At 72.4% G+C, this 26,940-nt stretch carries 23 protein-coding genes and 1 tRNA gene; 8 read left to right on the forward strand and 16 right to left on the reverse strand.

What is annotated here, in order from left to right:
• Positions 1 to 44 precede the first annotated feature (44 nt).
• From ACWEQO_RS23735 to ACWEQO_RS23745, 3 genes are all read right to left on the reverse strand, one after another.
• Positions 45 to 974: a hypothetical protein gene (locus tag ACWEQO_RS23735; RefSeq protein ID WP_452985130.1), complete on the reverse strand. Its 930-nt coding sequence runs from the start codon at positions 972 to 974 to the stop codon at positions 45 to 47.
• A gap of 14 nt (positions 975 to 988) precedes the next feature.
• The gene (locus ACWEQO_RS23740; RefSeq protein WP_452985131.1) at positions 989 to 2,110 is read right to left on the reverse strand and encodes a sugar-transfer associated ATP-grasp domain-containing protein; all 1,122 of its coding nucleotides are present in this window, start codon (positions 2,108 to 2,110) and stop codon (positions 989 to 991) included.
• Between the two features lie 103 nt (positions 2,111 to 2,213).
• Complete coding sequence (locus ACWEQO_RS23745) at positions 2,214 to 2,417, reverse strand: hypothetical protein (protein WP_452985132.1); 204 nt, start codon at positions 2,415 to 2,417, stop codon at positions 2,214 to 2,216.
• 415 nt (positions 2,418 to 2,832) lie between these two features.
• Between ACWEQO_RS23745 and ACWEQO_RS23750 the strand changes: the two genes are divergently transcribed.
• Positions 2,833 to 4,170: a transcriptional regulator gene (locus ACWEQO_RS23750; RefSeq protein WP_452985133.1), complete on the forward strand. Its 1,338-nt coding sequence runs from the start codon at positions 2,833 to 2,835 to the stop codon at positions 4,168 to 4,170.
• Between the two features lie 221 nt (positions 4,171 to 4,391).
• Here ACWEQO_RS23750 and ACWEQO_RS23755 read toward each other — a convergent pair whose 3' ends face one another.
• The 4 genes from ACWEQO_RS23755 to ACWEQO_RS23770 are packed head-to-tail and all read right to left on the reverse strand — an operon-like array spanning position 4,392 to position 9,574.
• The gene (locus ACWEQO_RS23755) at positions 4,392 to 5,750 is read right to left on the reverse strand and encodes an AAA domain-containing protein (RefSeq protein WP_452985164.1); all 1,359 of its coding nucleotides are present in this window, start codon (positions 5,748 to 5,750) and stop codon (positions 4,392 to 4,394) included.
• Between the two features lie 41 nt (positions 5,751 to 5,791).
• Positions 5,792 to 7,426, reverse strand: a complete 1,635-nt coding sequence (locus ACWEQO_RS23760; protein WP_452985134.1) for a hypothetical protein — start codon at positions 7,424 to 7,426, stop codon at positions 5,792 to 5,794.
• A complete protein-coding gene (locus ACWEQO_RS23765; protein ID WP_452985165.1) occupies positions 7,417 to 8,562 on the reverse strand; it encodes a hypothetical protein in 1,146 nt (381 codons plus the stop codon). The genes ACWEQO_RS23760 and ACWEQO_RS23765 overlap by 10 nt, the downstream gene beginning before the upstream one ends.
• A 1-nt stretch (position 8,563) precedes the next feature.
• Positions 8,564 to 9,574, reverse strand: a complete 1,011-nt coding sequence (locus tag ACWEQO_RS23770) for a phosphatase PAP2 family protein (protein WP_452985135.1) — start codon at positions 9,572 to 9,574, stop codon at positions 8,564 to 8,566.
• 189 nt (positions 9,575 to 9,763) lie between these two features.
• Between ACWEQO_RS23770 and ACWEQO_RS23775 the strand changes: the two genes are divergently transcribed.
• Positions 9,764 to 10,360, forward strand: coding sequence for a histidine phosphatase family protein (locus tag ACWEQO_RS23775; RefSeq protein ID WP_452985136.1), 597 nt, complete (start codon positions 9,764 to 9,766; stop codon positions 10,358 to 10,360).
• A gap of 288 nt (positions 10,361 to 10,648) precedes the next feature.
• On the opposite strand, the gene ACWEQO_RS23780 is transcribed toward ACWEQO_RS23775, so the two are convergent.
• Positions 10,649 to 12,100, reverse strand: coding sequence for a hypothetical protein (locus tag ACWEQO_RS23780; RefSeq protein WP_452985137.1), 1,452 nt, complete (start codon positions 12,098 to 12,100; stop codon positions 10,649 to 10,651).
• A 266-nt stretch (positions 12,101 to 12,366) separates the two neighbouring features.
• On the opposite strand from ACWEQO_RS23780, the gene ACWEQO_RS23785 reads away from it, so the two are divergent.
• Positions 12,367 to 12,789 carry a hypothetical protein gene (locus ACWEQO_RS23785; RefSeq protein ID WP_452985138.1) on the forward strand — a complete coding sequence of 141 codons (423 nt, stop codon included), beginning with the start codon at positions 12,367 to 12,369 and terminating at the stop codon, positions 12,787 to 12,789.
• An 87-nt stretch (positions 12,790 to 12,876) separates the two neighbouring features.
• Positions 12,877 to 13,746, forward strand: coding sequence for a spermidine synthase (locus tag ACWEQO_RS23790; protein ID WP_452985139.1), 870 nt, complete (start codon positions 12,877 to 12,879; stop codon positions 13,744 to 13,746).
• Positions 13,747 to 13,795: 49 nt separating this feature from the next.
• Here the strand turns inward: ACWEQO_RS23790 and ACWEQO_RS23795 are convergent, their stop codons facing one another.
• The gene (locus tag ACWEQO_RS23795) at positions 13,796 to 14,470 is read right to left on the reverse strand and encodes a hypothetical protein (RefSeq protein ID WP_452985140.1); all 675 of its coding nucleotides are present in this window, start codon (positions 14,468 to 14,470) and stop codon (positions 13,796 to 13,798) included.
• 109 nt (positions 14,471 to 14,579) lie between these two features.
• On the opposite strand from ACWEQO_RS23795, the gene ACWEQO_RS23800 reads away from it, so the two are divergent.
• Together ACWEQO_RS23800 and ACWEQO_RS23805 are read left to right on the forward strand one after the other, a co-directional pair.
• Entirely contained in the window at positions 14,580 to 15,317 is a 738-nt protein-coding gene (locus ACWEQO_RS23800; protein ID WP_361449344.1) for a response regulator transcription factor, read from the forward strand.
• Positions 15,314 to 16,711, forward strand: a complete 1,398-nt coding sequence (locus tag ACWEQO_RS23805) for a sensor histidine kinase (RefSeq protein WP_361449347.1) — start codon at positions 15,314 to 15,316, stop codon at positions 16,709 to 16,711. Before ACWEQO_RS23800 ends, ACWEQO_RS23805 begins: the two co-directional genes overlap by 4 nt.
• 183 nt (positions 16,712 to 16,894) lie before the next feature.
• On the opposite strand, the gene ACWEQO_RS23810 is transcribed toward ACWEQO_RS23805, so the two are convergent.
• The 4 genes from ACWEQO_RS23810 to ACWEQO_RS23825 form a co-directional block, all read right to left on the reverse strand.
• A complete protein-coding gene (locus ACWEQO_RS23810; RefSeq protein WP_452985141.1) occupies positions 16,895 to 18,334 on the reverse strand; it encodes a GH1 family beta-glucosidase in 1,440 nt (479 codons plus the stop codon).
• Between the two features lie 161 nt (positions 18,335 to 18,495).
• Positions 18,496 to 19,407 carry a carbohydrate ABC transporter permease gene (locus ACWEQO_RS23815; RefSeq protein WP_452985142.1) on the reverse strand — a complete coding sequence of 304 codons (912 nt, stop codon included), beginning with the start codon at positions 19,405 to 19,407 and terminating at the stop codon, positions 18,496 to 18,498.
• A gap of 12 nt (positions 19,408 to 19,419) precedes the next feature.
• On the reverse strand, positions 19,420 to 20,487 hold the full coding sequence (locus ACWEQO_RS23820) for a carbohydrate ABC transporter permease (protein ID WP_452985166.1): 1,068 nt from the start codon (positions 20,485 to 20,487) through the stop codon (positions 19,420 to 19,422).
• Between the two features lie 5 nt (positions 20,488 to 20,492).
• Positions 20,493 to 21,851, reverse strand: coding sequence for an ABC transporter substrate-binding protein (locus ACWEQO_RS23825; RefSeq protein WP_452985143.1), 1,359 nt, complete (start codon positions 21,849 to 21,851; stop codon positions 20,493 to 20,495).
• Positions 21,852 to 22,188: 337 nt separating this feature from the next.
• Between ACWEQO_RS23825 and ACWEQO_RS23830 the strand changes: the two genes are divergently transcribed.
• Both ACWEQO_RS23830 and ACWEQO_RS23835 read left to right on the forward strand, forming a co-directional pair.
• Positions 22,189 to 23,244, forward strand: a complete 1,056-nt coding sequence (locus ACWEQO_RS23830) for a LacI family DNA-binding transcriptional regulator (RefSeq protein ID WP_452985144.1) — start codon at positions 22,189 to 22,191, stop codon at positions 23,242 to 23,244.
• A 252-nt stretch (positions 23,245 to 23,496) separates the two neighbouring features.
• Positions 23,497 to 24,285, forward strand: a complete 789-nt coding sequence (locus ACWEQO_RS23835; RefSeq protein ID WP_452985145.1) for a P-type ATPase — start codon at positions 23,497 to 23,499, stop codon at positions 24,283 to 24,285.
• On the opposite strand, the gene ACWEQO_RS23840 is transcribed toward ACWEQO_RS23835, so the two are convergent.
• The 3 genes from ACWEQO_RS23840 to ACWEQO_RS23850 form a co-directional block, all read right to left on the reverse strand.
• Positions 24,267 to 24,339, reverse strand: a tRNA-His gene (locus ACWEQO_RS23840). The genes ACWEQO_RS23835 and ACWEQO_RS23840 overlap by 19 nt on opposite strands.
• Positions 24,340 to 24,459: 120 nt before the next feature.
• A complete protein-coding gene (gene orn / locus ACWEQO_RS23845; protein WP_361449368.1) occupies positions 24,460 to 25,062 on the reverse strand; it encodes an oligoribonuclease in 603 nt (200 codons plus the stop codon).
• Between the two features lie 146 nt (positions 25,063 to 25,208).
• Positions 25,209 to 26,477 (reverse strand): helix-turn-helix domain-containing protein, encoded by a 1,269-nt coding sequence (locus tag ACWEQO_RS23850; protein WP_361449371.1) that lies wholly within the window; start codon positions 26,475 to 26,477, stop codon positions 25,209 to 25,211.
• Positions 26,478 to 26,940: the final 463 nt, after the last annotated feature.

The following is a 26,940-nucleotide window of genomic DNA, read 5'->3' on the forward strand; positions in this document are numbered from 1 at the left end:
GTGTGAGCGGATCACGCAGCGTACTGACACCCGGACATAAGCGCCTAACCGGAACTGCTGCGCTCGCCGAAGGGAATGAATCGCGGGGACGGCTGGTCGGCGTAGACCGACGCCTCTTCCCCGAGAAGGTGGTGGTTGGCCCGCTGGTACGCCTTCCGCACCGCCGCGATCGCCTTGGGACTGAAGTCCATTCCGACCGCGCGGCAGAACGTGCTCAGGGCCTCGCACCGCCGTTCCAGGTCGACCATCGACAGCGGGGCGCACTGCTGGGCCTCGATCAGCAGGTTCTCCTGCTCGACGTTGATCAGGCCGAGCGCGCTCAGGGAGTACAGCTTCCACTTCATGTTCGGCAGCAACCGGCCCGAGCTGGCGTACATCCAGTCCACAACCTCGTCCAGCGCCCCGGAGAGGACGAAGTGGCCTGTGGGCACTCCGACCCGCCGTGCCATGCGCAGCGGGATCTCACGCACGTCCCAGGTGATCCGGTTGTGCAGCCGGTAGGCCTCGCCTTCCAGTCGCTGGAGCTGCTCGCGCGTCTTGTGGGAGATCAGCGCTCCGAAGGCTTTCTTGCGGTTGAACAGCGGCTCGCCCTTGTTTCCGTAGGCGTCGCACTTGTCGCTGTTCCACGTCGTGCGCGGGTCGGCCTCGTACTGGAAGAGGAGCTGGTGGACGTTGACCTCCATGCGCCCCCAGGGGGCCGGCAGGTGGAAGCTGAACTCCGGGAGCCAGGCGGGGAGACGGTCACGGACCAGGGCGTAGGTGTCCGCCGGCCGTGGCCTCCACTCGTCCTCCTTGAGCGGGACGTCGAGGACGACGGCCAGGTCGAAGTCGGAGTCGGTGCTGAACCGCGTGACGTTGCGGGGTGCGACCGCCGAGGAGGACAGGACGTAGAGCGCCTGGACCTCGGGCATCGTCTTGAGCGTGTCGAGCAGACCTCCGGCCGCGGCGCGGGCCTGCATTTTCAGGTTTTCCACGGGAACTCCTGGGGTCAGATGATCGGGCGGTCCATCACGGAGCGGAGCGCGGGAACGAGCTCCGGCGCGACGCCGCCGTGAGTGCGCTGGATGTGGGCGAGGGAAGGGCTGCTGTTGCCCTCGATGACCACGGGTCCGCCGGGCGTGAGGGCGATGTCCCAGCCGATGAAGGGCACTTGTGGGAACAGGCGGGCACAGCGCGCGGCCAGCTCTCGGACCTCTCTCATACGGGTGATCCGGTGGCCGGCGAACGGCACCGAGCTGACCTGGTGGCGCGTATGGGCGTTGAGGTACCGGTCGTAGCCGTGGTGGTCGAGTTCGCCGTCCGGGTGCACGCGGATCTGCATGCCGCCCGCCGCCGAGTTGTCCGTGCCGCTCTCGGCACCGCCGAGCTTCAACATCACGTACAGGATCTCGGCAGTGCCATCTCGCAGCAGGGTGATCACGCGGAAGGTGTTGAGGGCGTACGGGTTCAGCACAGCCAGGTCGGGGTGCTGGGGTACGTACTCCTCCACCAGCCACGTGCCCCACTGCTGCGCATAGGCCGCGAGGTCGAACCCGTCCTCGCCGGGCCGCACGATCACGATGCCGGACCTGCCGCTGGAGTAGCGGGAGGGCTTGACCACCACGCGCCCGAAACCGAAAGCGCGACCGAGGACTCCAGTCAGCGGCACCGTCTCACCAGCGGACGTCACACCTGCACGGCGGTCACCACTCGCGATCAGAGCGGGCTGCGGAATGCCTGCCGAGGCGAGGATCCTCTTGCAGGACGTCTTGTCGTCCAAGCCGATCGCGTCCCGGTTCACGCGAGGAAGGAGCCGGTGGAACAGCGCGGTCTCCGGCAGGTACGAGCAGACCCCTACGATGGACACCTCGCGCCGGTATCCGCCGTAACGGAAGTAGTGGAACGGCAGGCAGTGCCACCGCGCGGAGACCTTCACCAGGTCCCCGGCGATGCGGACCAGGCTTTTCCTGTCCTCGTCGCGCAGCATCGCGGGGAGATGCTCGTTCCGCAGCTGCCGCACCTGATAGGGGAGGAACCGCACGCCGGACACATGGGGAAGAACCCGGGTGCGGAACCACTCCTCGGTCATGGCCTGGCGGTGGTTGAAGCCGCGGTTGTCGGTGCGTCTCAAGGTGCTCCTCCCGTTTCTCAGTGGTCCGGGGCTCCGGTGACGGCCAATGTGACGACGAGCGTGGTGATGGCGATCACGTAGGCCACGACAGCGGGGCGCTGCCTCATTGAGCGAGCCCGATGTTGTCGGCCGCGGTCGACCAAGCGATGCCGTTCACGGGCTGGATGTGGGCGATGCGAATGAGCCGGTCGCCGTGCCTCTCGTGGACGACGGCCGTCAGTTCTCCCTCACCCCGGCTCGCGATGTCGCGGACCAGGCGGTGAAGGAGAGGGTGCCCTTCCCGGCCTTCGGCGTCGACCGGATTCACCGCTCAGACTCCTCGCGGTGGCCCGCTCCACGACGGAGGAATCTCGTCCATCCGGACTCGGCGCGGGCGCGGAGGGCCGGGCTCGGGCCGGCCGGCGGCTCGGGAATGGTGCGCAGTCGTCTGCTGGCGCCGGGCATGCGAACGGGCAGAGGTTGGCTCATCACGACCTCCTGAGGGGTGGTACAGCCCGTCACCCACGTGAGGGACGCCGATGCCGGGCTGCGGTCCGGGAGCCGTCCGGAGCAGGGGCGGGGAGCCGATTGACCCGGGTGCTCAGCTCCGAACGGAGTGAGGCCAGTGAACGGCTGCGGACCCTGGGCCCGGAACGTTTCCAGGGGGTTCCTCCGGCGAGAGAAACCCCCGTTTCGCGCACGGGGAGTAGCCTCCTGACTACCAACCCGAGGGGAGGGGTGAGATGGCTGACCCGATGGCGCTGCACCCGCTGACCTACGTGCGAGAAGGCAGGGGCTGGGGCAAGGCCGAGTTAGCCCGGCGCATGTGTGAACGCGGGGTCGAACTGGGCGTACCGCTGGCCACCAACCGGACGACGATCTGGAAGTGGGAGCAGGGACAGACGCCCGACGCGGACGCGCAAGGGGTGCTCGCCGATCTGCTGGGTGTTCCCGAGGACCACGTACGTTCGGCGGCTTGGCCCCGATGGCTACCGGCCTGGGAGTCCACAGCCCTCGCGGCCCCATGGACTCCGGCCGGCACCGTGAAGGTCTTCGCTGATCTGGTCAGGAGCGGCCACATGGATCGCCGGGGATTCCTGTCCATCACCGGCGTCGCACTGACGGGAGTGGCCGCCAACTGGGCAGCCGCACCAGAGGCGTTCGCCTCGGCACTCGATGGCGACCGCGTCACTGACGCGATGGTGACCACCATCGAAGCGCGCGTGGACACCCTCCGCACACTCGACGACCAGATGGGCGGAGCCCGCCTCCTGGACCAGGCCACCAGCGACCTCGCACTGGTCACCGGCCTCCTCGACCATGGGCGCTACACCGACGCGGTCGAACACCGCCTGTACGCCACGGCAGCCCGGGTGTCGTACCTTGCCGGATGGATGGCCTACGACAAGGGCCTCCGCTCCCTCGGCCAGCGCTACTACGTCGGCGCCCTCCGGAGCGCCCACAGCGCGAAGGACGACGGCTTCGGCGCCTTCATCCTCGCCGAGATGGGCGTCCACATCTCCGACTCGGGCGACACGGCCGCACGCGTGAAGCTCATCGACACCGCCATCAGCAACGCCCCGTCGGCCCTCCCGCCGGCAGCAGCCTCGTACCTCTACCTCCACCAGGCCGAGGCCCTGTCCCGAGACGCCCAGCACGAGACGGCCGGCAAATCCCTCAACCGGGCTTACGACCTGTGGGGCGCCCACCGCGATGGCGACCGACCCGACTGGCTCGGCTGGTACGGCGAGGCCCAGCTCAAGTCCACCGAGGGAAAGATCATGCTGCGCTCCGGCTTCCCCGAGCGAGCCACCAGCGCCCTCGCCGTGGCAGTAGACCAAGCAGTCCCGCGCGACCGGGCCGTACGCTCCGGCCGCCTCGCCACGGCACGACTGGCCGCCCGGGACCTCGACGGAGCCCTGGATGCCGCCAACGTCGGCCTGGAACTGCTGGAGAATCGAGTCCGATCCGACCGGGCCCACGTCCGTCTGACGAAGTTCAGCCGCTACCTCGAACCACATACCGCAGTGCCGGCCGTACGAGAGTTCCGCGAGCGTCTCCGGGCCCTCCCCGCTGGCTGACACAGGGCGAGTTACGTTGGGTACGAACGTTCCACCGGGCCGGATGTCTGACACTCGTATCCCGCAATCCTGTTATTGCTGGGTGTGCTCTGTGGATGGACGTCAGGCTCCAGAACGATTCGGCTGTCCTGGCCGTAGCCGGTCGCATCACCTCCCTCCAAGGACTGGGTATGCCCAAGACTTGGCTTGACCCTGGCGGGGATCTGCGGACCCTTCACTGATCAGGGCCGCCACTCGATCCGGTGTTCCGCGAGGTGGGCCAGGACCGAGTGGTTCGCCTCCCAGCCGTCGGGGAACTTCACGAGGGTGCCCAGTTGGACCGGTTCCGTCGAGGGGTAGGCGTCCAGGAGGTCGCTCACGCCCGCTCGGCACACCACGATGCAGGCGTGCCGGTGGCGGGAGGCCAGCACGCACAGTCTGCCGGTCTCCAGGTGGAAGGCGGTGGCGTCGGGGCGGCCGGAGAGGGGGTGGAGTACGACGGTGACGTCGAACTCCCTGCCCTGGAGCCGGTTCGCCGTGTCGACGGTGACGTCCGCCACGCCCAGCTCGGCCAGCGCCGCCCGGACCGCCGCCGCCTGGTCCCGGTGGGCGGTGCCGACGGCGATCCGGTCGGCGGTGAGCGGGACGGGGGCGGGGGCGGGGCGCTCGGAGGTCGTGGCGCCCTCCCGGTCCAGCAGCCGGCGGACCACCAGGGCCACCGCCCGGACCGCCTCCGGGTCGGTGCGCGGGGTGTGCCGGGCGGGCAGCTCCAGCAGGCCCCAGCCGGACTCGGCCGCCTCGTCGATCACCCGGTCCGGACCCGAACCGTCCGAGGGCACGGTGAGGGTGAGCCGCCGGTCGCCGGGGCCGGTGCCGCTGCGGAACGGCGTGTACGGGTAGAACGCGTCCGACACCAGGGGCGCCGCCGAGGCGGGCAGCCGCCACGACACCGGCAGCCGGTGCTGCGGCAGTTCGGGGTTGTGGGCGAGCAGGGTCGTCACGGCGGACGCGGACGGGTCGTAGGAGAGGCCCGCCCACTGCTCGCCGCCCACGATCGAGAACGGGTCCAACTGCCCCGGGTCGCCCACGAACAGCGCCCGCTCGAACAGTCCCGCAACGGCGAGCAGCGCGTCCGAGCGCATCTGGTACGCCTCGTCGACGATCGCGTGCGCCCACGGTTCGACGCCCTTGACGTGCGCCCACTTGGCGGCCGTGGAGACGACCACGTCGAGCCCGGCGAGATCGGCCGCCTTCGCCGACTTGCGGACGTTCTCCAGCTCGTCCAGCGCCTTGTCGTACGGGTCGGTGTCGCTGCTGTGCAGCCGGCCGACCGGCAGGTCCGGGTTCTTCTCGGCGAGCCGCAGGACCAGGTCGTCGACCTGCGCGTTGGTCTGCGCCACCACCATCAACGGGCGCCCCACCTCGGCGAGTTCCAGTGCCGCGCGGACCACCAGCGTGGACTTGCCGGCACCGGGCGGGGAGTCGACGACCACACCGCGCGCGGTGCCGTGCAGGGTGTCGCGCAGGATCGCGTCGGTGGCACGGGCGGCCGCCGTGCCGGGGTCGAAGCCCGCCTCGGCGGTTGCAGCCCCGGTGGTCACAGCCCCGGGGGCCACGGTCTCGGTGGTCACGGTCTCGGTGGTCACAGGAGGTCCTCCTCGGTCACCGGGTCGGCGGCCTCCGGGGTGGCGGCCGCGGTACCGGGCGGGCCGCCGTGGGTCCACGGGGTCTCCTCCGGGTCGGGGAGCTTCGCCCCGCCGCGCGGCTCGTGTTCGAACAGGGTGAAGCAGAGCCGGTCGCCCTTCTCCGGCACCGAACCCGCCTCGGGCTCCTTGCCGCGGCCCATCTTGTCCAGGATCCGCAGGACGAGCAGGGTCCCGCCCGCTCCTTCAGCTTCCCCGGCCTCCGAGGTTTCCGCGGACTCCACGGCGACGAACTCGGCCGTCTGCGGTTTGCCGCCCAGGGAGCGGTACACCCTGGTGCGCTCGCCCAGGTACGGGCGGTCGTCCGTCCGGACGGTGATCAGGGGGCGGGGGCTCGGCCGCTTGCTCTCGTTGTACGCCATGACGACCTCGACGACCTCGCCCGCGAACGCCTCCCCGGACAGCCGCCGGCCCGCCATCACCAGCGGGTCGTCCAGGGCCTCCTGGGCCTCCAGCCGGGCCTGCTCCCGCTCGCGCGTGGCGAGCTTGTTGGCCGCCGTCACCGCGTCGTCGCGGCGCGGCTGCGGAGGCTCACCGGCCAGCACCCGGTCCCGGTGGCCGGTGAACGACCAGCGGTCGCGCGTCCACCGTTCCTCGACGCGCGCGCCCTCCGGCAGCGCGCGCAGCAGGTCCAGGCCCCGCCACACCGCGTCCCAGGTGGGCCGGGTACGGCTCTCCACCAGCGCGCGGACCTCCCGCTCGGCGGCGGTCAGCGCGCCGAGCCGGTCGTCGGCCTGCAGACCGTCCTCGGCGGCGGCGAGCGCGCTGCGGGCGCGGTCGTACCGCTCGACGGCCGGGGCGAGCAGCTTGTTGTCGAAGGCGGGGTCGGTCGCCGGGCCCGCGGGCGGACACAGCAACTGCCCGTCGGCGTCCCGCGCCAGCTCCGCCTCCCGCGCCGCCTCGGCCCCGGAGCGTCCCTCGGGCGGGTCGATCCAGGCGAGCAGCGCCCCCAGGTGCTGGTCCTCCAGCGTGGACTGGCCGGTCGCCCAGTGCCGGCCCAGCAGATCCGTCATGGCGGCCAGGAGCGACGAGCCGGGCACCCGGGCCCGCTCCCCGAAGTGGGTCAGCCACCGCCCCAGCAACGGCACCCGGGGCGGCGCCGGGAAGGGCGCCTCCGGGTCCTGCTCCGCCGTGCGCCGGAACCGGGTGGAACGGCCGAGGAGCCGTACGAGGTCGACACCGGCCCGGCTCGGCACGATCAGCTGCGGCGCGTCCGCGCACAGTTCGACCTCGACCTTGACCCGCTTCCCGGTCTCCGGGTCGGTCTCGCTGCGTTCCGCGGCCTCCACCGCCTCGGCGCAGCCCTCCACGTACGGCAGGACCACGTCGGCCAGTTCGGCCAGGAACGCGAACCTGAGGTCCCGGTCGCGCGGCTGCGGTACGGCCAGCAGCCGCGGCGCGTCCCGGTCGGTGCCCACCAGCGCGCCGAGCGGGGCGCCCGCCTCACCGGCGGTGATCAGCGGCACGAACACCAGGGGCCGCTCGGACAGATGCCGGTGCCGGACGGTGGCGGCGGGCTGGGCACGGCCGGTGCTGACGGCCTCGAGGCGGGCCAGGGTGGCGATCAGCGACAAGGGGCCACCTCCGGGCGGCCGGTGGGGGCCAGTACATCGGGGGAGGCCTGCGCGCCGGCGGGGACCCGTGCGTCGGCGAGGGCCTCCGCCCGCAGCGCCGCCGCCCGGCGCAGGGCGGCCACCGTCGGGTCGTCGGGGTCGCCGGCCTCGCCGCGGGCCGCCGCCAGCACGTCCTCGACCGTCGTCAGGGAGCCCAGTTCGGCGCGGACCGGGCGGCCCAGGGAGGTCACCGCGCCCTGCGCGCGGGAGCGGTCCCGGCAGTGGAAGGCCAGCTCGCACGCGGACAGGCACTCCGGCGCGTAGCTCGCCGGGACCGACTCCACGGCCGCCGTGAGCCGCTCGCGGGGCAGTCCGGGTGCGAAACAGGTGCCCTCGGGGAGCGCGCCGGCGATGTCCTCGATCCGGGTGAGCCGGGCCAGTTGGCGGGCGGTCACCGCGCGCTGCTTGCGCACGTCCACGGCGGACGCGGTCGGCAGGTTGGAGAAGTCCTTCGGGCACACCAGCAGGATCCTGTGCCGCACGCGGGGGGCCGGGACGGCGGTGAGCCGGGCGGCGACCTCCTCCAGCGCCAGCACGTACACCGCCGCCTGCCGGGCCGCCGCGCCGACCTTCGCCGGGTCCGCCGCCCCGTCCAGCAGGGGGAAGGACTTGATCTCCACGACCGTCCAGCTGCCGTCCGGGTGCACCACCACCGCGTCCGGTTCCAGGAAGGCGGGTGAGCCCGCGACGTCCAGCGCGAGCAGGGGATGGTCGAGCAGCGTCCACCCGTCCCGCGCCCGGGCGGCCTCCTCCAGCGCCAACTCGGTGCGCGCGGCGCGCCCCCGGGGGCCGGACGCGGTCAGGTCCGGCACCCGCGCGCCGGCGGGCGGTTCCGCGGAGCGGTCCAGCTTCTCGTGGACGAGCCGCAGCAGCTCCGTGCCGCCGTCCGCCTTGACCCGGGCCTCGAACGCGTTGCCCCGGACGAACGCGAACTGGGACTGGCCGAAGACCGAGGGCGAGCCCAGCGCGCCCGCCAGTCCCGCCTTGTCCACGCCCGCGCCGTCGAGGATCGCGCGGCGCGCGCAGCCCGGGTTGGCGGCCAGGGCGGCCAGGGCGCGTGCGTCCAGCGCCTTCGCCGACACCTCCGGACCGCGCAGCTCAGCGAGCCGGTGCCGGAGCGGCCTGGGTTCCTTCCCCCCGGTCGGAGGGGGGAGCGCCGCCCCGCTCGGTTTCCGGGGCGAACCGTGGCTCGAACTGCCGCTGCCGTGGCCGCTGTCGTGGAAAGTGCTCACCCGCGGAAGTCTGGCATCCGGCACTGACAATCGGGGAACCAGGGACGGAAGAGGCCACCGGGACCGGCGTCGGGCGCGGCAGCAGACGGGCCCTCACCCGGTCCGTGCACCGCGTCACCACGGGGGCGAGCAGCAGCCCGGCGCCCATCACGGCGGCGCCCGCGACCGCGTCCAGGAAGTAGTGGTTGGCGGTGCCCATCACCACGACGACCGTCACCAGCGGGTAGACGACGGCGGCCGTCCTGGCGGCTTGTGCGGCTTTCGCCGTCCTTGCCGTCTGCGGTCCGCCGATCTGCCACAGGATCACACCGCACCACAGGGCCCAGCCCACGTGCAGGCTCGGCATCGCCGCGTACTGGTTGGTCAGTCCGCCCAGGCCCCGCGGGGCGCTGGCCTCGCCGGCCCACCAGCCGTAGGAGCTGTACTGGGCCATGGTGTCGACGAAGCCGTGGCTCGCGTCGAGCAGCCTGGGCGGGCAGGTGGGCAGCAGGGTGAAGCCGATCAGCCCGATGAAGGTGGACGTCATCAGCCAGGTGCGGGCGGCGCGGTAGCGCACCGCGTGGGAGCGGAACAGCCAGACCAGGATCGCGGGCGTCACCAGGTAGTGCAGCGACGCGTACCAGAAGTCGGCCGGTACGCCCAGCCACGGCTCGCGCGTGAACAGCCGGTTGAGCGGGTGCTCGGCGTTCAGGTGGAGCGCCTGCTCGATGCGGAGTATCGCCAGTCCGTGGTCCACGGCGTCGGTGACGTCGCCCCGGACGACCAGGCGCCCCGCCGAGTAGCAGGCGTACACGAGGAGGATCAGCGGCAGCTCGGTCCACCAGCGCAGCCGGATCGCCGGGGCCCCTTCGGTACCCGGTGTCTCGGTGTGCGGCATCCGATCGCCCTCCCCCTTCACGCTCGCTTCCGCCCCACGGCGATCCGGTCAGCCACTCTAGGCGTACCCGCGCCCCTCATGAGGTGCCTTCGGCCCTGATAGACGTCGGGATCGCCCCCCGGGTTGCCCGCCTCGGGGGTGGGCGATGATGGAGGGGTTCCGTCCCCGATTCCTCCCGGAAGGTCTCTCATGGCACCGCGCATCCTGCTGGCCCGGCACGGACAGACCGCATGGTCGTTGTCCGGCAAGCACACGGGCAGGACCGACGTGCCGCTCCTGGACGAGGGCCGGCAGGGCGCCAAGCTGCTCGGTGAGCGCCTGCACCGGCCGCCGTACGACGGGCTGCCGGGCGTCGAGGTGCGCACCAGCCCGCTGGTGCGGGCGCGGGAGACCTGCGAACTCGCCGGGTTCGGCGAGCGCGCGCAGAGCTGGGACGCCCTCATGGAGTGGCACTACGGGGCGTACGAGGGCATGACCCCCGACGAGATACGGGCGGACCGGCCCGACTGGCTGATCTGGCGCGACGGCGTGCCCGAGGGGGAGACCCTCGCCGAGGTGACGGCCCGCGCGGACGAGGTGGTCGCCTGGGCGCGCTCCGCCGACCGGGACGTGCTGGTCTTCGCCCACGGGCACATCCTGCGCTCGATCGGCGCCCGCTGGCTGGGGCTGCCGCTCGACTTCGCGGCCCGCATCCGGCTCAACCCGACGTCACTGTCGGTGCTGGGCTGGGCGTACGGGGAACCGGCCGTCGAGAGCTGGAACGACCTGGGGCACCTGGCGGGGTGACCCGACCCGGCGCCGCCCCTGGTCCTGATGCCGTCCCGGTATCGGCGCCAACCCCGGTCCTGATGCCGTCCCGGTATCGGCTCCGGTCCGGTACCTGACGCCGTCCCGGTGCCTGATGCCGTCCCGGATCCGGTCCGGGCCCTGATGCCGATCCGGTTCCTGCCCGGTGCCTGGTGTCGTCCCGGGCCCGGTCCGGTCCGGTACCTGACGCCGTCCCGGTGCTTGATGCCGTCCCGGATCCGGTCCGGGGCTTGATGCCGGCCCCGGGCCCGACGCCGGGCCGGGCGGTCACGTCACGCGGGGGAGGGAGTCGTGGCGGTCCAGGAAGTCCGACACGTCCGAGGCGCGGCGGTGCGGGAGGAGGACGCGGGCCGTGCCCGCCAGCATCGTGCGGACCCGGGACGACTGGACCTCGGGCAGCAGGTCCAGCACCCGCATCCCCGCGGCCGCCGCCTCGTCCGGGTACCCGCCGAGGGCCAGGTCGTCCGCCAGCTCCGCCGTGTACAGCGCGATGTTGCGGGTGAAGTGCGGGTCCTGGAGCTCGGCGGCCCGCCGCGCGTGCCGGGCCGCCCGCGGCCAGTCGCCCAGGGCCGACCAGCACTGCGCCTCCAGGCCCTCCAGCTCGGCCTCCCCGTAGAAGGTCATCCACTCGGGGTCGGCCGGTGCGGGGCCGCGGTCGAAGTAGGCCTGCGCGCGGGCCAGCGCCTGCTCGCAGCCGGACCGGTCGGCGAGCCCGGCCCAGCCGCCCGCCTCGCGCAGCGCCAGCAGCGACATCAGCCGGGCGGAACCGAGCGGGCGCGCGGCCCGCTGCGCGGCCTGCGCCGCCCGCACCGCCTCCCGGGGCCGGCCCGAGTCCCGGGCGAGGAACGCCGTGTTGCAGAAGGCGTGCGCCTCCAGTCCCTGGTCCCCGGTCACCCGCGCGGTCGCCAGCGCCTCCGCGTAGTGCGAGCGGGCGTCGTCGAACCGGCCCGAGTCGTGCGCCAGCCAGCCCACCGAGATGGCCAGTTCGCCGGCGCCCGCGTACAGCCGGTCCGCGGTCCGCTGCCGGGTCGTCCCGGCGTCGAGCAGGGCGTAGGCGGCGCGCAGCGGTGCCGCCGCCCTGCGGTAGAGGCCGTCGGCCCCGTGCCGGTCGTCGAGCAGCCTGATGTGGCGGACGGCGTCTTCCAGGGCACCCGCGTCGCTCGCCCCGGGACGGCGCACGGCGCGCTGTGCCGCCGAGGCGTCCGGGGCCAGGGCGAGCGGGCCCAGTGAGGCGGCGGCCACCGTTGCGCCCCCGCCGGTCATGAATGCGCGACGCAGCACGTCGCTCTCCTCGTAGTTGTGGTGCGTGTGGTACGGGTCGTACGGGCTCGGTCCGTCATACGGTTCGGGGGCCCCGCCGGTCTCACTCGTGACGAGTGCCGGGGCCGCGTCGGGCGCCGGGGGAGTGCCCCCGTCGTTCCGCGCCCGGCGTCCGCGGACCGACGCGCGGGGCGCGAAGCCCAGGTCGGTCAGGGTGCGGCCGGGGAACATGTGCAGGAACACCCGTTCGTAGGCGTAGTTGGGGCAGCGGATCTCGCCTGCCTCCACCCGGTGCACGTATCGCGCGTCACAGCTGACCCGCTCGCCTATCTCACGAGCGGCCCTGCGGACCGACGCGGCGAACTCGGCCGGCGAGCGCGTTCCGCGCAGTTGCCGGAAGACGAGATTCGGCCGTGGTGGCCGGTCGGGCTGGGACGAGGGCACCGTCGACGACGCCATGGCCGGGTCCTCTCTGCGAACCGTCGAACCATGCCGGAAGCAGAGCGGTCCATCCGTCGCGCCGCTCTGTTGCCGGCGGGCAAGAACGTACCTGCTGTGACGGAGTCGCCACGCAGAGTTTGGCAGCAAACCGGATATCTCGTCCGTGATCCGCCATGAACTGCCATTCTGTGCTATTGGGTTTCGCCGTAGCCCAGGCCGGTCCGCCGCGTTGGACCCCGTGTGTGGAACCCCGGGTGTGAGGGAGCAGGAAAGTGGAGGCGGGGATGGTGACCAGCCGGAGCAGTGAACCCCGAACGCCCTCGGGCGGACCGCCGGGCGAACCGCCGGGCTGCTGCGAGGTGGTGACGGTCCCGGCCCGCGAGGGCCTGGAGGTGGTGGACATCCTCCGGCGCGGCGCGGCCGGGGCGGGGGACGTGGTGGGGCTCGTACTGCACGGCGACGGCGGGAGCACCCTCGGGTTCCTGGTGCCGCCGGGGACGGCCGCCGCGTGGGACGTGCCGGGCAGCACCTGCACGGAGACCGACGGCCGCGGGCTGGGCCTGGCGCCCGACGAGCCGCCGGTGGAGGGCGCGGACTGGCTGCTGCCGCCCGAGGACGACGCCGGTGCCGCCACCGATCCCGCGGTCCTGCGGGAGGCGTTGGACGAGGCACGACGCCTGCTCGACGCGGCGGACGGCTGCCGCTGAGCCCGCCGGGCGGGGAGGCGCGCGCCGCTCGGGACGACCGGACGACCGGGAGGGGACCGGTCCGCGGCGGGTTGCGACAATGCCCCCATGAGAAGGTCCAGGAACTCCGGACGCGGGCGGGCTGCTGCCGAAGCCGTCGTCGAGACCGTCGACGGAGGGCTCGCCCGGCTCGTCCCCGACCGGGAACGGCCGAGGGCCTGGACACTGCTGATCGACGACGCCCCGCAGTCGCACGTCGACCTGGACGATCCGGCGTACCTCTCCTTCGAGTACCAGCGGCGGATCGGACACGTCATCGACACCGCCGGGCCGGCCGGCCGTCCCGTGCAGGCGGTGCATCTCGGCGGCGGCGCGTTCACCCTCGCCCGGTACGTCGCCGCCACCCGGCCCCGCTCCACCCAGCAGGTCGTCGAGCGGGACGCACGGCTGGTGCAACTGGTCCGCCGGGAGCTGCCGCCGGACCCCGGGGCGCGGATCCGGGTGCGTTCGGCGGACGCCCGGGAGGGGCTCGCGAAGGTGCGGGACGGGTGGGCCGGCCTCGTCGTCGCCGACGTGTTCAGCGGGGCCCGTACCCCCGCCCACCTGACCTCGACCGAGTTCCTGGACGACGTCCGCAGGGCCCTCGCCCCCGGCGGGGTCTACGTCGCCAACCTCGCCGACGGGCCGCCGCTGGCCCATCTGCGCGGCCAGATCGCCACCGCCGCCGCCCGGTTCGCCGAACTCGCGCTGATCGCCGACCCGGCGGTGCTGCGCGGCAAGCGCTTCGGCAACTCCGTGCTGGTCGCCTCCGACGCGCCCCTGCCGATCGCCGAGCTGACCCGCCGCGCCGCCTCCGACCCACACCCCGGGCGCGTCCAACACGGGCGGGAACTGAGGGACTTCACCGGCGGAGCCACCCCGGTCAGCGACCTGGCGGCGGTCGACTCCCCGGCGCCACCGCCGTCGGTGTTCCGGTGACGTCGGTGTTCCGGTGACAGGTGGGGCGCGAGGGGGCCGGGCCGCCCGGTCAGTAGTCGTTGATCTCCACGCGGGGCGGGCCGTCGTGCCAGGTGCAGAAGACCGACACCCGGTCCGCGCCCGCGGCGAACTCCACCCGGATCCACGACTCCGTCTTCCACACCTGCATCGACCAGCCCGGCCCGGGCGTCGCCGACACCAGCGACGCGGAGCTCTCGCCGAGGTCGAAGACGGCCCGGCCGCCGTCGGTGTCGTACGCCTTGACCTCGCCGGAGGCGGCCGGGGCGGGGTCGGCCGGCGCGGGGGCGCCCTCGCCGGACCCGCCCGCCGCATCCTGCTCCGGCGCGTCCTGCGCGCCGCCCGCGCCCGCGGCCGCGCCCCCGGGGTCCCCGGACCTTTCGGAGGTCCCGGTGTCCCCGGAATTCCCGGAGTTCTGGGAACTCCTGGAGTCCTTCGGGCCCTTCGGGTCCTGCGCGTCCTTCGAGTCCCCGGCGTCCGCCGCGTCACCGGCGGCTTCCGGCGCCCCCGCGTCGGTCGGGCGCCGGGTCGAGGACGACACCGGCCGCGACCCCTGCGTCGTGGCGTCGGCCGCCGTGATGGGCAGCGCGCGGGGCGGGTCGTAGGCCGTGCCCGTCATCACCGTGTCCACACCCCACCACGACAGCGTGACCGCCGCGCCCGTGGCGAGCAGCCAGGCCAGTACGTGTACGAGTCCTCTGCGCATCGTCGGCCCATACTGCCCCACCCGCCCCGCACGTGTCGCGCCCGCGGCGGTGTCCGGAGTTGTCCACAGGCCCGCACCGGGTCGCCCGGCATGGCGTACGGTGCCGCTCATGGCACGTGTTCTCGTAGTCGAGGACGACCCCTTCGTACGCTCGGCGCTCATCCGGCAACTGACCGACGCCGCACACCTGGTGCGCAGCGTCGGCACGGCGCTGGAAGCGCTGCGCGAGGTCGCCCACTTCCGTTTCGACGTCGTCGTCCTGGACCTCGGCCTGCCCGATCTCGACGGCTCCGAGGCGCTGAAGATGCTGCGCGGCATCACGGACGTGCCGGTGATCATCGCCACCGCGCGGGACGACGAGGCGGAGATCGTGCGGCTGTTGAACGCCGGCGCGGACGACTACCTGACCAAGCCCTTCTCGGTGGAGCACCTGTCGGCCCGGATGGCGGCCGTGCTGCGCCGGGCCCGTTCCCACGCGGGGGAGCCGGCCGAGCCCCCGGTGCTCCGGGTCGGCGGGCTGACCGTCGACCCGCTGCGCCGCCAGGCCGAACTGGACGGCGTCCGACTGGACCTCACCCGGCGGGAGTTCGACCTGCTCGCCTTCCTGGCCGGGCGGCCCGGAGTGGTCGTCCCCCGCAGGGAGCTCCTCGCCGAGGTGTGGCAGCAGTCCTACGGCGACGACCAGACCATAGACGTCCATCTGTCGTGGCTGCGGCGGAAGCTGGGCGAGACCGCCGCCCGGCCCCGCTATCTGCACACCCTGCGGGGCGTCGGCGTGAAGCTGGAGCCCCCGGCCACGGGACTGCCCCCGGCCACGGGAGTGCCCGCGGCGGAGTCACCGCGATGAGATGGGCCTTGGTGAAGGTGTCGGTGGCGGTGACCGCGATGGTCGTGATCGCCTTCGCGGTGCCGCTCGGCCTCGTCATCCGCGAGATGGCCCGCGACCGCGCCTTCTCCAACGCCGAACGGGAAGCCGCGGCGGTCGCTCCCGCGCTCTCCATCACCACCGACCGCGACCAGCTCGAACGCGTCGTCGCCTCCGCCGGGTCCGACGCCGCGATGGCCGTGCACATACCCGTCGGCGCCGATGCCGAGCCCCTCGACATCGGGCGCCGACGCGCCACCGCCGAGGACGTCGAGGCGGTACGGAAACTGGGGCGGGCCTCCACCTCCAAGGTGTCCGGCGGCTCGACGCTGCTCCAGCCGGTCGCGCTCAGCACCGGTGAGATCGCCGTGGTCGAGGTGTTCGTCCCCGAGTCCGAGGTCACCAACGGGGTGGGCACGGCCTGGGCGGTGCTCGCGGCGGTCGGCGTCGCCCTCCTCCTGGGTTCGGTCGCGGTCGCCGACCGGCTGGGCGTGCGGATGGTGCGGCCCGCGCAGCGACTGGTCGAGGGGGCGCACGAACTGGGGGAGGGCAAGCTGGGTGCCCGGGTGCCCGAGAAGGGGCCGACCGAACTGCGGCTGGCGGCCGTGGCGTTCAACTCCATGGCCGACCAGGTCGTCCAACTCCTCGCCAACGAACGGGAACTGGCCGCCGACCTGTCCCACCGGCTGCGCACCCCGCTGACCGTGCTGCGGCTGAACGCGGCCTCCCTCGGCGACGGGCCGGCCGCCGAGCAGACCCGCGCGGCGGTCGAGCAGCTGGAGCGTGAGGTCGACACCATCATCCGTACCGCACGGGACGCCAAACCGCAGACGGCGGCGGCCGGCCCCGGCGCCGGCTGCGACGCGGCCGAAGTGGTCCGGGAACGGATGGCGTTCTGGTCGGCGCTCGCCGAGGACGAGGGCCGCACATGGCGGGTGGCCGGAGCGGACGGCCCGGTCCGCATCCCCGTGGCCCGCGCCGACCTGGCCGCCGCCCTCGACGCCCTGCTCGGCAACGTGTTCCGGCACACCGCCGAGGGCACCGCCTTCGCCGTCGACCTGCACAACGGCGAGGACGCGGTGATCGTGCTCGTCTCCGACGCGGGCCCCGGAATATCCGACCCGGAGGCGGCGATGGCCCGCGGCCGGGGCTCCGGCAACGACGGCTCCACCGGCCTCGGCCTGGACATCGTGCGCCGGCTCGCGGAGGCCACCGGCGGGGACGTACGGATCGGCTCGTCGATGCTCGGCGGGACCGAGGTGCGCGTCTGGATCCAGCTCGACGGCCGGGAGGGGGCGCCCCGGCGGCGGCGCGGTCACCGGGGAACCGTACGTCGGCGCGGGCCCGGCCGGCTGATACCGACCTTCAGGTCCTGATCTTCCTGGTCCCCCCTGGTCCCCCCTGGTCCCCCCTGGTCCCCCCTGGTCCCCTTGGTCCCTTTGGCTCCCCCCTGACCCACGGCGGACCGGCCGACGGGGCGCGGCCCTCCCCCAGAGCGCCGCGCCCCGCTTCCCCCGCCCCCGTCCCCCCGTTCCCCCGTCCCCCCGTTCTCGGGAGGGTCAGATGGCCTCCGGTCCCGGCAGGGCACCCGACTTGGCCGCCCTGCTGTACCAGAGGGCGCTGGCCTTCGGGGTCCGCTCCTGGGACGCGTAGTCGACGTGGACCGCGCCGAAGCGCTTCTCGTAGCCGTACGCCCACTCGAAGTTGTCCAGCAGGGACCACAGGTAGTAGCCGCGCACGTCCGCGCCGTCGGTGATGGCCCGGCGGACCGCGGTGAGATGGCCGTGCAGGTAGGCGATCCGCTCCGGGTCGTGCACCGTGCCGTCGGCGCCGGGCTTGTCGTCGTAGGCGGCGCCGTTCTCGGTGACGTAGAGCGGCAGGCCGGGCGCGTCCCGGGTGTACCGCATGATCAGCTCGTGCAGCCCGGTCGGGTCGACGGGCCAGCCCATCTCGGTGCGCTCCCCGGGAGCCTGGTGGAAGGCCACGTCGTCCGCGGCAGGCCACGGTGAGTGCTCGCTCGCCCCGTGGCCGTCGGCCCGCGGTCCCTCCGCGTCCGGGTCCGCCGCCGACACCAGGGTGGGCGTGTAGTAGTTGAGGCCGAGCGCGTCCAGCGGCTGGTGGATCAGGTCCAGGTCGCCGTCCTGGACACACGACCAGTCCGTCAGCGACGCGGTCGCCGTCAGCAGCGACTCGGGGTAGGCGCCCTTCAGGATCGGGCCGTGGAAGATGCCGTTGGCCAGGTCGTCGATCTTGCGCGCCGCCGCCAGGTCCGCCGGGTCGGAGGGGGAGAGGGGCCGGACCACCGCGGAGTTGAGGCTGATCGCGATCGAGTTGCGGGCGGGCATCACCGACCGCAGCGCCTTGGCGCCCAGTCCGTGCGCCAGGTTCAGGTGGTGGGCGGCCCGCAGCGAGGCCGCCGGGTCGGTGCGGCCCGGCGCGTGCACTCCGGAGGCGTAGCCCAGGAACGCGCTGCACCACGGCTCGTTGAGCGTGATCCAGTGCTCCACCCGGTCGCCGAGCGCCTCACCGACGATCTGCGCGTACTCGGCGAAGCGGTACGCGGTGTCACGCTCCGGCCAGCCGCCCGCGTCCTCCAGCTCCTGCGGCAGGTCCCAGTGGTAGAGGGTGACGGCCGGTTTGATGCCGTGGGCGAGCAGCTCGTCGACCAGCCGGCGGTAGAAGTCCAGGCCGCGCTGGACGGCCGGGCCGCGGCCGGTCGGCTGCACCCGGGGCCAGGCGACGGAGAAGCGGTAGGCGCCCAGGCCCAGTTCCGCCATCAGCGCCACGTCGTCACGGTAGCGGTGGTAGTGGTCGACAGCGATGTCACCGGTGTCGCCGCCGGCGGTCTTGCCCGGCGTGTGGCTGAAGGTGTCCCAGATGGACGGCGTACGACCGTCCTCCCGCACCGCACCCTCGATCTGGTAGGCGGAGGTCGCGGCACCCCAGAGGAAGGCGGGGGGGAAGGCCGCCGGGGTCACCGGCGTGGTGGAGTCAGTCATGGAAGCGCTCCCATAGGCGGTCGTGGAGGGACCTGCGAGTCAGGACCAGGGGTGAGAAGGGGGATGAGGAGAGGGGAAGGAGAGAAGGGGAAGGAGAGAAGGGGAAGGGGCCGAGGTGTCGGTGACCCGGCCCCCTGGTGGGAGACATCGGCAGACGGAGGTCAGCCCTTGACCGCGCCCTGCATGATGCCGCCCACGATCTGCTTGCCGAAGACCGCGAAGACCAGCAGCAACGGCAGCGTGCCCAGCAGGGCGCCCGCCATGATCAGGGACTGGTCCGGGGTGAATCCGCGGCCGAGGCCCGCGACCGCGACCTGCACGGTCGGGTTGCCGGACTGGGTCAGGACGAGGAACGGCCACAGGAAGTCGTTCCAGGTCTGCACGAAGATCAGCATGCCGAGCACGGCCATCGCCGGCCGCGCCGCCGGGAACACCACGTGCCAGACCACGCGCCAGCTGCTCGCGCCGTCCACCCGGGCGGCCTCGATGATCTCGTCCGGCAGCGCCTGGAGCAGGTACTGCCGCATGAAGAACACGCCGAACGCGCTCACCAGCGACGGGAAGATCACGGCCTGCAGCTGGTCGGTCCAGTCCAGCTTGGCGACCATCATGTACAGCGGGATGATGCTCAGCTGCGGCGGGACCATCATGGTGCCGATCACGAGCAGCATCAGCGCGCCCCGGCCCCGGAAGCGCAGCTTGGCGAAGGCGAATCCGGCGATCGTCGACAGGATGACGACGGTCACCGCCGAAATGCCCGCCACGATGGTGGTGTTGAGGAACGCCTCACCGAGGTTGGCCTCGGTCCAGGCGATCTCCAGGTTCTTGAACAGGTTCGAGCCGAACCAGAACGGCGGCGGGGTCTGTGCGAGGCGCTGGGTGTCCCGGGAGGCGGCGATCGCGGTCCACACCAGCGGGAACAGCGAGACGATCGTGAACACGATCAGGATCGCGTACGCGATCGGGCCGCCGTGCAGGGTGCCGCCGGCCCGCGCGGACTTCGGCAGACGGGAGCGCTTCTGCTCCTTGGCGGACGTGGTCTCGGGGGGCGGGGTCGTCACAGTCGTCGTCACGGCCACAACTCCTTAACTGCTGGCGCGCAGCCGGCGCGAGATGACGTAGTTGATGATGCCGATGACGATCAGGATCAGGAACATCACCCAGGCGATCGCCGAGGCACGGCCCAGGTGCTGGTTGATCCAGCCCTGTTCGTACAGGTACAGGCCGAGCGTCTGGAACTGGTGCTCCGCACCGCCGGACGCGCCCTTGTTGGGGTCGAACAGCAGCGGCTCGCCGAAGACCTGGCTGGCGCCGATCGTGGAGACGACCACCGTGAACAGGATCGTCGGGCGCAGCGACGGCAGCGTCACGTGCAGGAACTGCTGCCAGCGGTTGGCGCCGTCCAGCGCCGCCGACTCGTACAGGTCCTGCGGGATCGCCTGCATCGCGGCCAGGTAGATCAGCGCGTTGTAGCCGGTCCAGCGCCAGATGATGATCGTCGAGACGGCGAACTGCCCGGGCCACTTGTCGTCCTGCCAGGCGACCGGGTCGATCCCGACGAGGTCCAGCGCCCAGTTGATCATCCCGTAGTCACGCCCGAAGAGCAGCACGAACACCAGGGAGGCGGCGGCGATCGAGGTGGCGTACGGGGCGAGCATCGCGACCCGGTAGAAGGTCGAGGCGCGCAGCTTGTAGTTGAGGATGTGGGCGATGCCCATCGCCATCAGCAGCTGCGGGACGGTCGAGATGATGCCGATGGTCAGGGTGTTCCGCGCCGCGTTCCAGAAGAAGTCGTCGTCGAAGATCCGGGTGTAGTTCTTCAGCCCGACCCAGCTCATGTCGGTCGGGGCGGTCAGCTCCACCTGGTGCAGCGAGGCCCAGCCGGTGTAGACCAGCGGGAACAGGCCGAAGGCGAGGAACAGCAGGAAGAACGGCGCGACGAAGGCGTACGGGCTCCAGCGCATGTCGCGCTGCCAGCGGCGGGACAGCTTCCGCCGGCGCCGCTCCTCCTTGTCCTGGGAGCCCTTGGACCCCTTGGAACCCATGGAAAGCTTGGAGAGCTTGGAGGTCTTGGACACGGTGTCCCCGGGCGGGCGGCCCGGGGCCGCGCCCCCCTCGACGGGGGACGCGGCGGTGTCGTGGCGGCTGGACATCCGGGTCACTTGTCCAGGTTGTTGTCGATGGTCTTGACGGCCGTCTCCCAGGCTTCCTTCGGCGACTTGCCCTTGGTCACCAGGATGACGCCGTTGTCGCCCAGGCCCTGCGAGATGATCTGGTCCTTCGGGCCGATGACCTGGACCGGGATCTGCTTGGCGGCCTCGGCGAAGACCTCACCGATCGGGGCGTCACCGGTCATGTCGTTGACCGCGCCGGTCACTTCGGGGCTGTCGAAGATGCTCTGGGCGCTCGGGAAGCTGCCCTGCACCTTGAACAGCTTCGCCTGCTGCTCGGGCGCGGTCAGCCAGGCGACGAGCTTCTTGGCCTCGTCGACGTTCTTGGCGCTCTTGGGCACGGTCAGGAAGGACCCGCCCCAGTTGCCGGCCTTGGGGGGCAGGGCCACGTCCCACTTGCCCGCGGCGTCCGGCTGGGACTTGCCCTTGATGTAGCCGAGCATCCAGGGCGGGCAGGACATCGCGGCGAACTTGTTGTTGGCGATCGTCTGGTCCCACGCGGGCTGGAACTGCGTCTGGGCGCCGACCAGTCCGTCCTCGGCGGCCTTCGCGGTCATGTCGAAGGCCTTCTTGACGGCGGGGTTGGTCTTGTAGATCACCTCGCCGGAGGAGTCGTAGAACCGCTTCTCCTCACTGCTGAGGACGGCGCTCATCAGACCGCCGGGGGAGTCGAAGAAGGTGGTGCCCTTGGGCGCCTTCTTCTGGTAGTCCTCACCGACCTCGATCAGTTTGGCCCAGTCGCCGGCCCACAGCTTGCCGAGCTCCTCGCGGTCGGTCGGCAGGCCCGCCTTCTCGAACAGGTCCTTGCGGTAGCAGATCGCCATCGGGCCGATGTCGGTGCCCAGGCCGATGGTCTGGCCGTCCTTGGTGGTGGCCTGCTCCCACTTCCACTCGAGCCAGTCGCCCTTGTTCACGCCCTCGGCCTTGGAGAGGTCCTCCAGCTTGCCGGCCTGGGTCTCCACGATCTCGGCTATGTTGCCGACCTCGACGGCCTGGACGTCCTGCAGACCGCTGTTGGTGGTGAGGTGGTTGAGCAGCGCCGGGTAGTAGTTCTCGTTGCGCTCGACGACGTTCTCGGCGATCTTGATGTCCGGGTTCAGCTTCTCGTACTCGTCGTAGAGACCGGCCTCCTTGAAGCCGAAGGTGCCGAACAGGCCCAGCGTGATCGTGGTCTTGCCCTTGCCGTCCGACGAGGAGTCGGAGTCCCCGTCTCCACCGTCGTCGGCGCAGCCGGCCAGCAGCCCCGTGCCCAGCGACACCACGGCCGCGAGGGCCAGTGCCTTGCGGGTGAAGGGCTTCCCCCCGCCCGTGCGCTGCCGGGAGAGGGGGAGGGTACGTGCTCGCATTGCGTCCTCCTGTTGCCCTGACGTGCCGACCCCCCGGCCAACGGCTTTGTCGGGCCCGTTACTTGCGTGCTGCGGCTCGGGCGGGGAACGTGCGGGTTGTGTATGTGCCAGGTACTGTGGGAGCGCTCCCACAAGTGATGTGTTGAAGAGTCGCGGGTCCGGGCGGGGGTGTCAAGGGACCGAACGCGGAGAACTGCGTTCAGTTATCGGGCTGTTAGCTGGCCGCCCGGTCCTCGCCGGGGCGTCCGGGGTCCGGACGGCGGCCGCCGCCGCAGGTGGGGCTGTTACATTCCAGGCCAGCAGGCCTGCGTGACACGGGACGGAAGGCGGGGCGCAGATGGCAAGCCACGGAGCGCGGGGTCGCAGCGGCGGCCGGCCCACCCTCGAAGAGGTGGCGGCGCGCGCCGGTGTCGGCCGGGGCACGGTCTCCCGGGTGATCAACGGGTCGCCCCGGGTGAGCGACGCCACCCGGGCCGCCGTGGAGGCCGCCGTCGCCGAGCTCGGTTACGTCCCGAACACGGCGGCCCGCGCGCTGGCCGCCAACCGCACCGACGCGATCGCGCTGGTCGTGCCCGAACCGGAGACCCGGTTCTTCGCCGAACCGTACTTCTCGGACATGCTGCGCGGTGTGGGGGCGGCGCTCTCCGACACCGAGATGCAGCTGCTGCTGATCTTCGCGGGCAGCGACCGGGAGCGGCAGCGGCTCGCCGACTATCTGGCCGCGCATCGGGTGGACGGGGTGCTGCTGGTCTCGGTGCACGCCGACGACCCGCTGCCCGACATGCTCACCCGGCTGGAGATCCCGGCCGTGATCAGCGGCCCCCGGTCGGCCGCGGAGACCCTGACCTCGGTCGACTCGGACAACTACGGCGGCGCCCGGCAGGCCGTCGAGCACCTCCTCGGCCGGGGCCGGCGCCGTATCGCCCACATCACCGGCCGCCTCGACGTGTACGGCGCCCAGCGGCGCGTCGACGGCTACCGTGACGCCCTGCGGGACGCGGGCCACGAGGTGGACGACCTGCTGATCGAGGCGGGCGACTTCTCCGAGGAGGGCGGCCGGCACGCGATGGCGGCCCTGCTGGAGCGCCGCCCCGGCCTGGACGCGGTCTTCGCCGCCTCCGACGTGACCGCCGCCGGCGCCCGGCACGCGCTGCGCGAGGCGGGCCGCCGCATCCCCGACGACGTGGCCCTGGTCGGCTACGACGACTCCGCCATCGCCCGCCACATGGACCCGCCGCTGACCAGCGTGCGCCAGCCCATAGAGGAGATGGGCCACCGGATGATCGACCTCCTCCTCGCCGAGATCGCCGACCGCCGCCCGTCCGCCTCGCGCGGGCTGGAGCGGCGCCAGGTGGTCCTGGCCACGGAGCTGGTGGAGCGGACCTCCTCGTAGCCCCGCCCGGTGTGACCATGCGCGGGCGAGGGTACGGGGGCGGGTATGCGCCATGATCCCCAGCACTTTTCGGACCCGGCCGAGGACACCCGGCACACCGGCCACCACGGCGGACCTGCGGGGCACGGGGAGCCTGCGGGGCACGGCGGTCACCACGGGCCGGCCGAACACGCCGGCCATGCCGGTCACGCCGATCATGCCGACCACGCCGATCATGCCGACCACGCCGGTCACGGTGGCCACGGTGATCACGTGGAGCAGTTCCGGCGGCTGTTCTGGTTCATGCTCGTCCTGGCGGTCCCGGTGGTGGGGTTCAACGGGATGTTCGCCGACCTCGTCGGCTACGACCTGCCCGACGCGGGGTGGGCGCGGTGGGTCTCCCCGGTGCTGGGCACCGTGGTCTACGCCTGGGGCGGCCGGCCCTTCCTGACCGGAGCCGCCTCGGAGATCCGCTCCCGGGCGCCCGGCATGATGCTGCTCATCGGCCTGGCCATCACCGTCGCGTTCGTCGCCTCCTGGGGTGCGACCCTCCACCTGGTCGACGACGAACTGGACTTCTGGTGGGAGCCGGCCCTGCTGGTGGTCATCATGCTCCTGGGTCACTGGATCAAGATGCGCTCCCTGGCCCGGACCACGTCCGCGCTCGACTCCCTGGCCGCCTTGCTGCCCGACGAGGCCGAGCGGGTCGAGGGCGACGAGGTCGTGACGGTTACTCCGGCCGACCTGGCCGTCGGCGACGTCGTCCTGGTCCGGCCCGGCGCCTCGGTGCCCGCCGACGGGAAGATCGTCGACGGTGCGGCGAGCATGGACGAGTCCATGGTCACCGGGGAGTCCAGGCCGGTCCGCCGGGAGCCCGGTGAGCAGGTGGTCGCCGGCACCGTGGCCACCGACTTCGGACTGCGCGTCGAGGTCACGGCCGTCGGCGAGGACACCGCTCTGGCCGGCATCCGGAAAGCCGGCGCCCCATGGGAAGGGGTGCCCATCATGCGGAAGAGGCCCCCGAGGGGGCCTCTTCCGTTCAGGGTGAGTGACGGGACTTGAACCCGCGACATCCTGGACCACAACCAGGTGCTCTACCAGCTGAGCTACACCCACCACGGCTGGTACCGGTGAAGATCGGTGTCTTCCCCGACCAGCCGAGAAAAAGTGTACCTGGTCCGAAGGGGTGCTCGCGCCAGGGTTGCGCGGCGCCCCTCGGAGGACCGCCTCACAGGCCTACTGAGCAGGCAGGACGTGCTTGGCGGCGATCTTCTTCGCGGTGTCGGAGTCGGGGCCGGGCTGCGGTACGAAGACGGCCTCGCGGTAGTAGCGCAGCTCCGCGATGGACTCGCGGATGTCGGCCAGCGCGCGGTGGTTGCCGTTCTTCTCGGGGCTGTTGTAGTACGCCCTCGGGTACCAGCGGCGCGCCAGCTCCTTGACGCTGGAGACGTCCACGATGCGGTAGTGCAGGTAGTCCTCCAGCGTCGGCATGTCCCGCAGCAGGAATCCGCGGTCCGTGCCGACGGAGTTGCCGCACAGGGGCGCCTTGCCGGGCTCCTTGACGTGTTCCTTCACATACGCGAGGACGCGCCGCTCGGCGTCCTCGAGCGTCGTGCCGTCCGCCAGTTCGGCGAGCAGCCCGGACGCGGTGTGCATCTCCCGCACCACCTCCGGCATCGTCTCCAGGGCCCCTTCCGGGGGGCGGATGACGATGTCCACACCGTCGCCGAGCACGTTCAGCTCGGAGTCGGTGACGAGGGCGGCCACCTCGATGAGCGCGTCGTCGGACAGCGAGAGGCCGGTCATCTCGCAGTCGATCCACACCATGCGATCGTTCATGTGTCTCACCTTACGGCGCACGGGAGCGCAGGTGACCCGTCGGGCACCGGGTGAGAGAAGCGGGCCGGGCCGGAGGCTTTCGTCTCCGGCCCGGCCCGCCGGACCGTTCTCTTCGCGGTCCTGCTCTCAGGTGCTCCGGGCCCGCCTCACGGCGCGCTGCGCTGCCCCGGCACGCTCGCCCGCGTGGGGACGTACGCCTCGCGGCCCGGGTCCGCCGATGCCGCCAGGGACGGACCGCCCAGGCCGCTCGCCGCCGCCGCGCGCCGGGACTGGTGCGGGACGGGGTGGTCCGGGTGCGGCGCGGCGGACGCCGGGTGCCCCTGCTGGTGCGCCGGGCCGGACGGGACGGCACCCGGGGCGTTCAGGAGGCCGTCGGTGCCCTGGTTCCGCTCGGCCTGGGGGCGCCGCGCGCGGTACGCGGCCCGGTAGGCGGCCGGGGACGAACCCAGCTGGCGCCGGAAGTGGCCCCGCAGCGCGACCGGTGAGCGGAAGCCGCAGCGGCCCGCGACCTCGTCCACCGAGTAGTCCGACGTCTCCAGCAGGCGCTGGGCCTGCAGCACCCGCTGCGTGATCAGCCACTGCAGCGGCGCACTGCCGGTCAGCGAGCGGAAGCGGCGGTCGAAGGTACGACGGCTCATGTACGCGCGTGCCGCCAGCGTCTCCACGTCGAACTGCTCGTGGAGGTGCTCCAGCGCCCAGGCGACGACCTCGGCGAGCGGGTCGGCGCCGATCTCCTCGGGTAAAGACCTGTCGAGATAGCGCTCCTGACCACCCGTCCGGCGCGGCGGGACGACGAGGCGCCGGGCGAGTGCCCCCGCCGCCTCGCTGCCGTGGTCCGTGCGCACGATGTGCAGGCACAGATCGATTCCGGCCGCCGTACCCGCCGAGGTCAGCACGTCGCCGTCGTCCACGAAGAGTTCGCGCGGATCGACGTGCACCGACGGATAGCGTTTCGCCAGCGTCGGCGCGTACATCCAGTGGGTGGTCGCCGGACGGCCGTCCAACAGGCCGGCCGCCGCGAGCACGAAGGCGCCGGTGCACAGCCCGACGATGCGGGCGCCCTCCTCGTGGGCGCGGCGCAGCGCCTCGAGCGCGTCGTCCGGTGGCGGCGAGGTGATCGAACGCCAGGCGGGCACCACGACGGTGCCCGCGCGGGCGATCGCCTCCAGGCCGTGCGGCGCGGTGAGTTCGAGGCCCCCTGTGGTCCGCAGCGGGCCTCCCTCACCGGCGCTCACCAGCAGTCGGTAGCGCGGTACGCCGGCGTCCTGGCGGTCGATCCCGAACACCGACAGCGGTATGGAACTCTCGAAGATGGGGCCGCCGCTGAACAGCAGCACGGCGACGATCTCCTTGCGGCGTCGCCCGGTGAGTTTCCGGGCCGCGATCTCCGGCGCGGCAGTGGAGTCGTGGCTCATACTGCTAAGCCCCCCTCGGTGGTCGCGGCGCCCTGATCCTTTCGGGTCTGTCGCTCCAACACGTTTCCCCTCGGTCCTGCACGAGTCCCCCGCCGTAAGACAGTCAAGATCGAATCTACTGTGTCCCGTCGTGTCCGGGTGGCCAGTTCGGCTCCGGCGCATTGTCGACTTGACAACTTGGCGTGAAGCATTCGATCACGAAGGGTCGCACTCGTGGGCCGTGCAGGGAAGTGCGCCTTGTCATGGTGGCCAATCCCCGTAGGGTGCGCAGGGGGCGCCGACCCCTTTTCACGCAGGTCGAACGGGGGTTGGGGGGTGGCCACGGCAGGGGATGCACAGGTTGCGGAAGTTGGCTGAAAAGATACGCCCGGGGGCGCGGAAACCGGTCACGTGACCGGTGTATCCCCGCCGCCCCGCGCCGCCCGCACGGAACCGTGCCGGAGCCGCACCGGAACCGCGCCCG

This window comes from Streptomyces sp. NPDC004051 (assembly GCF_053604275.1).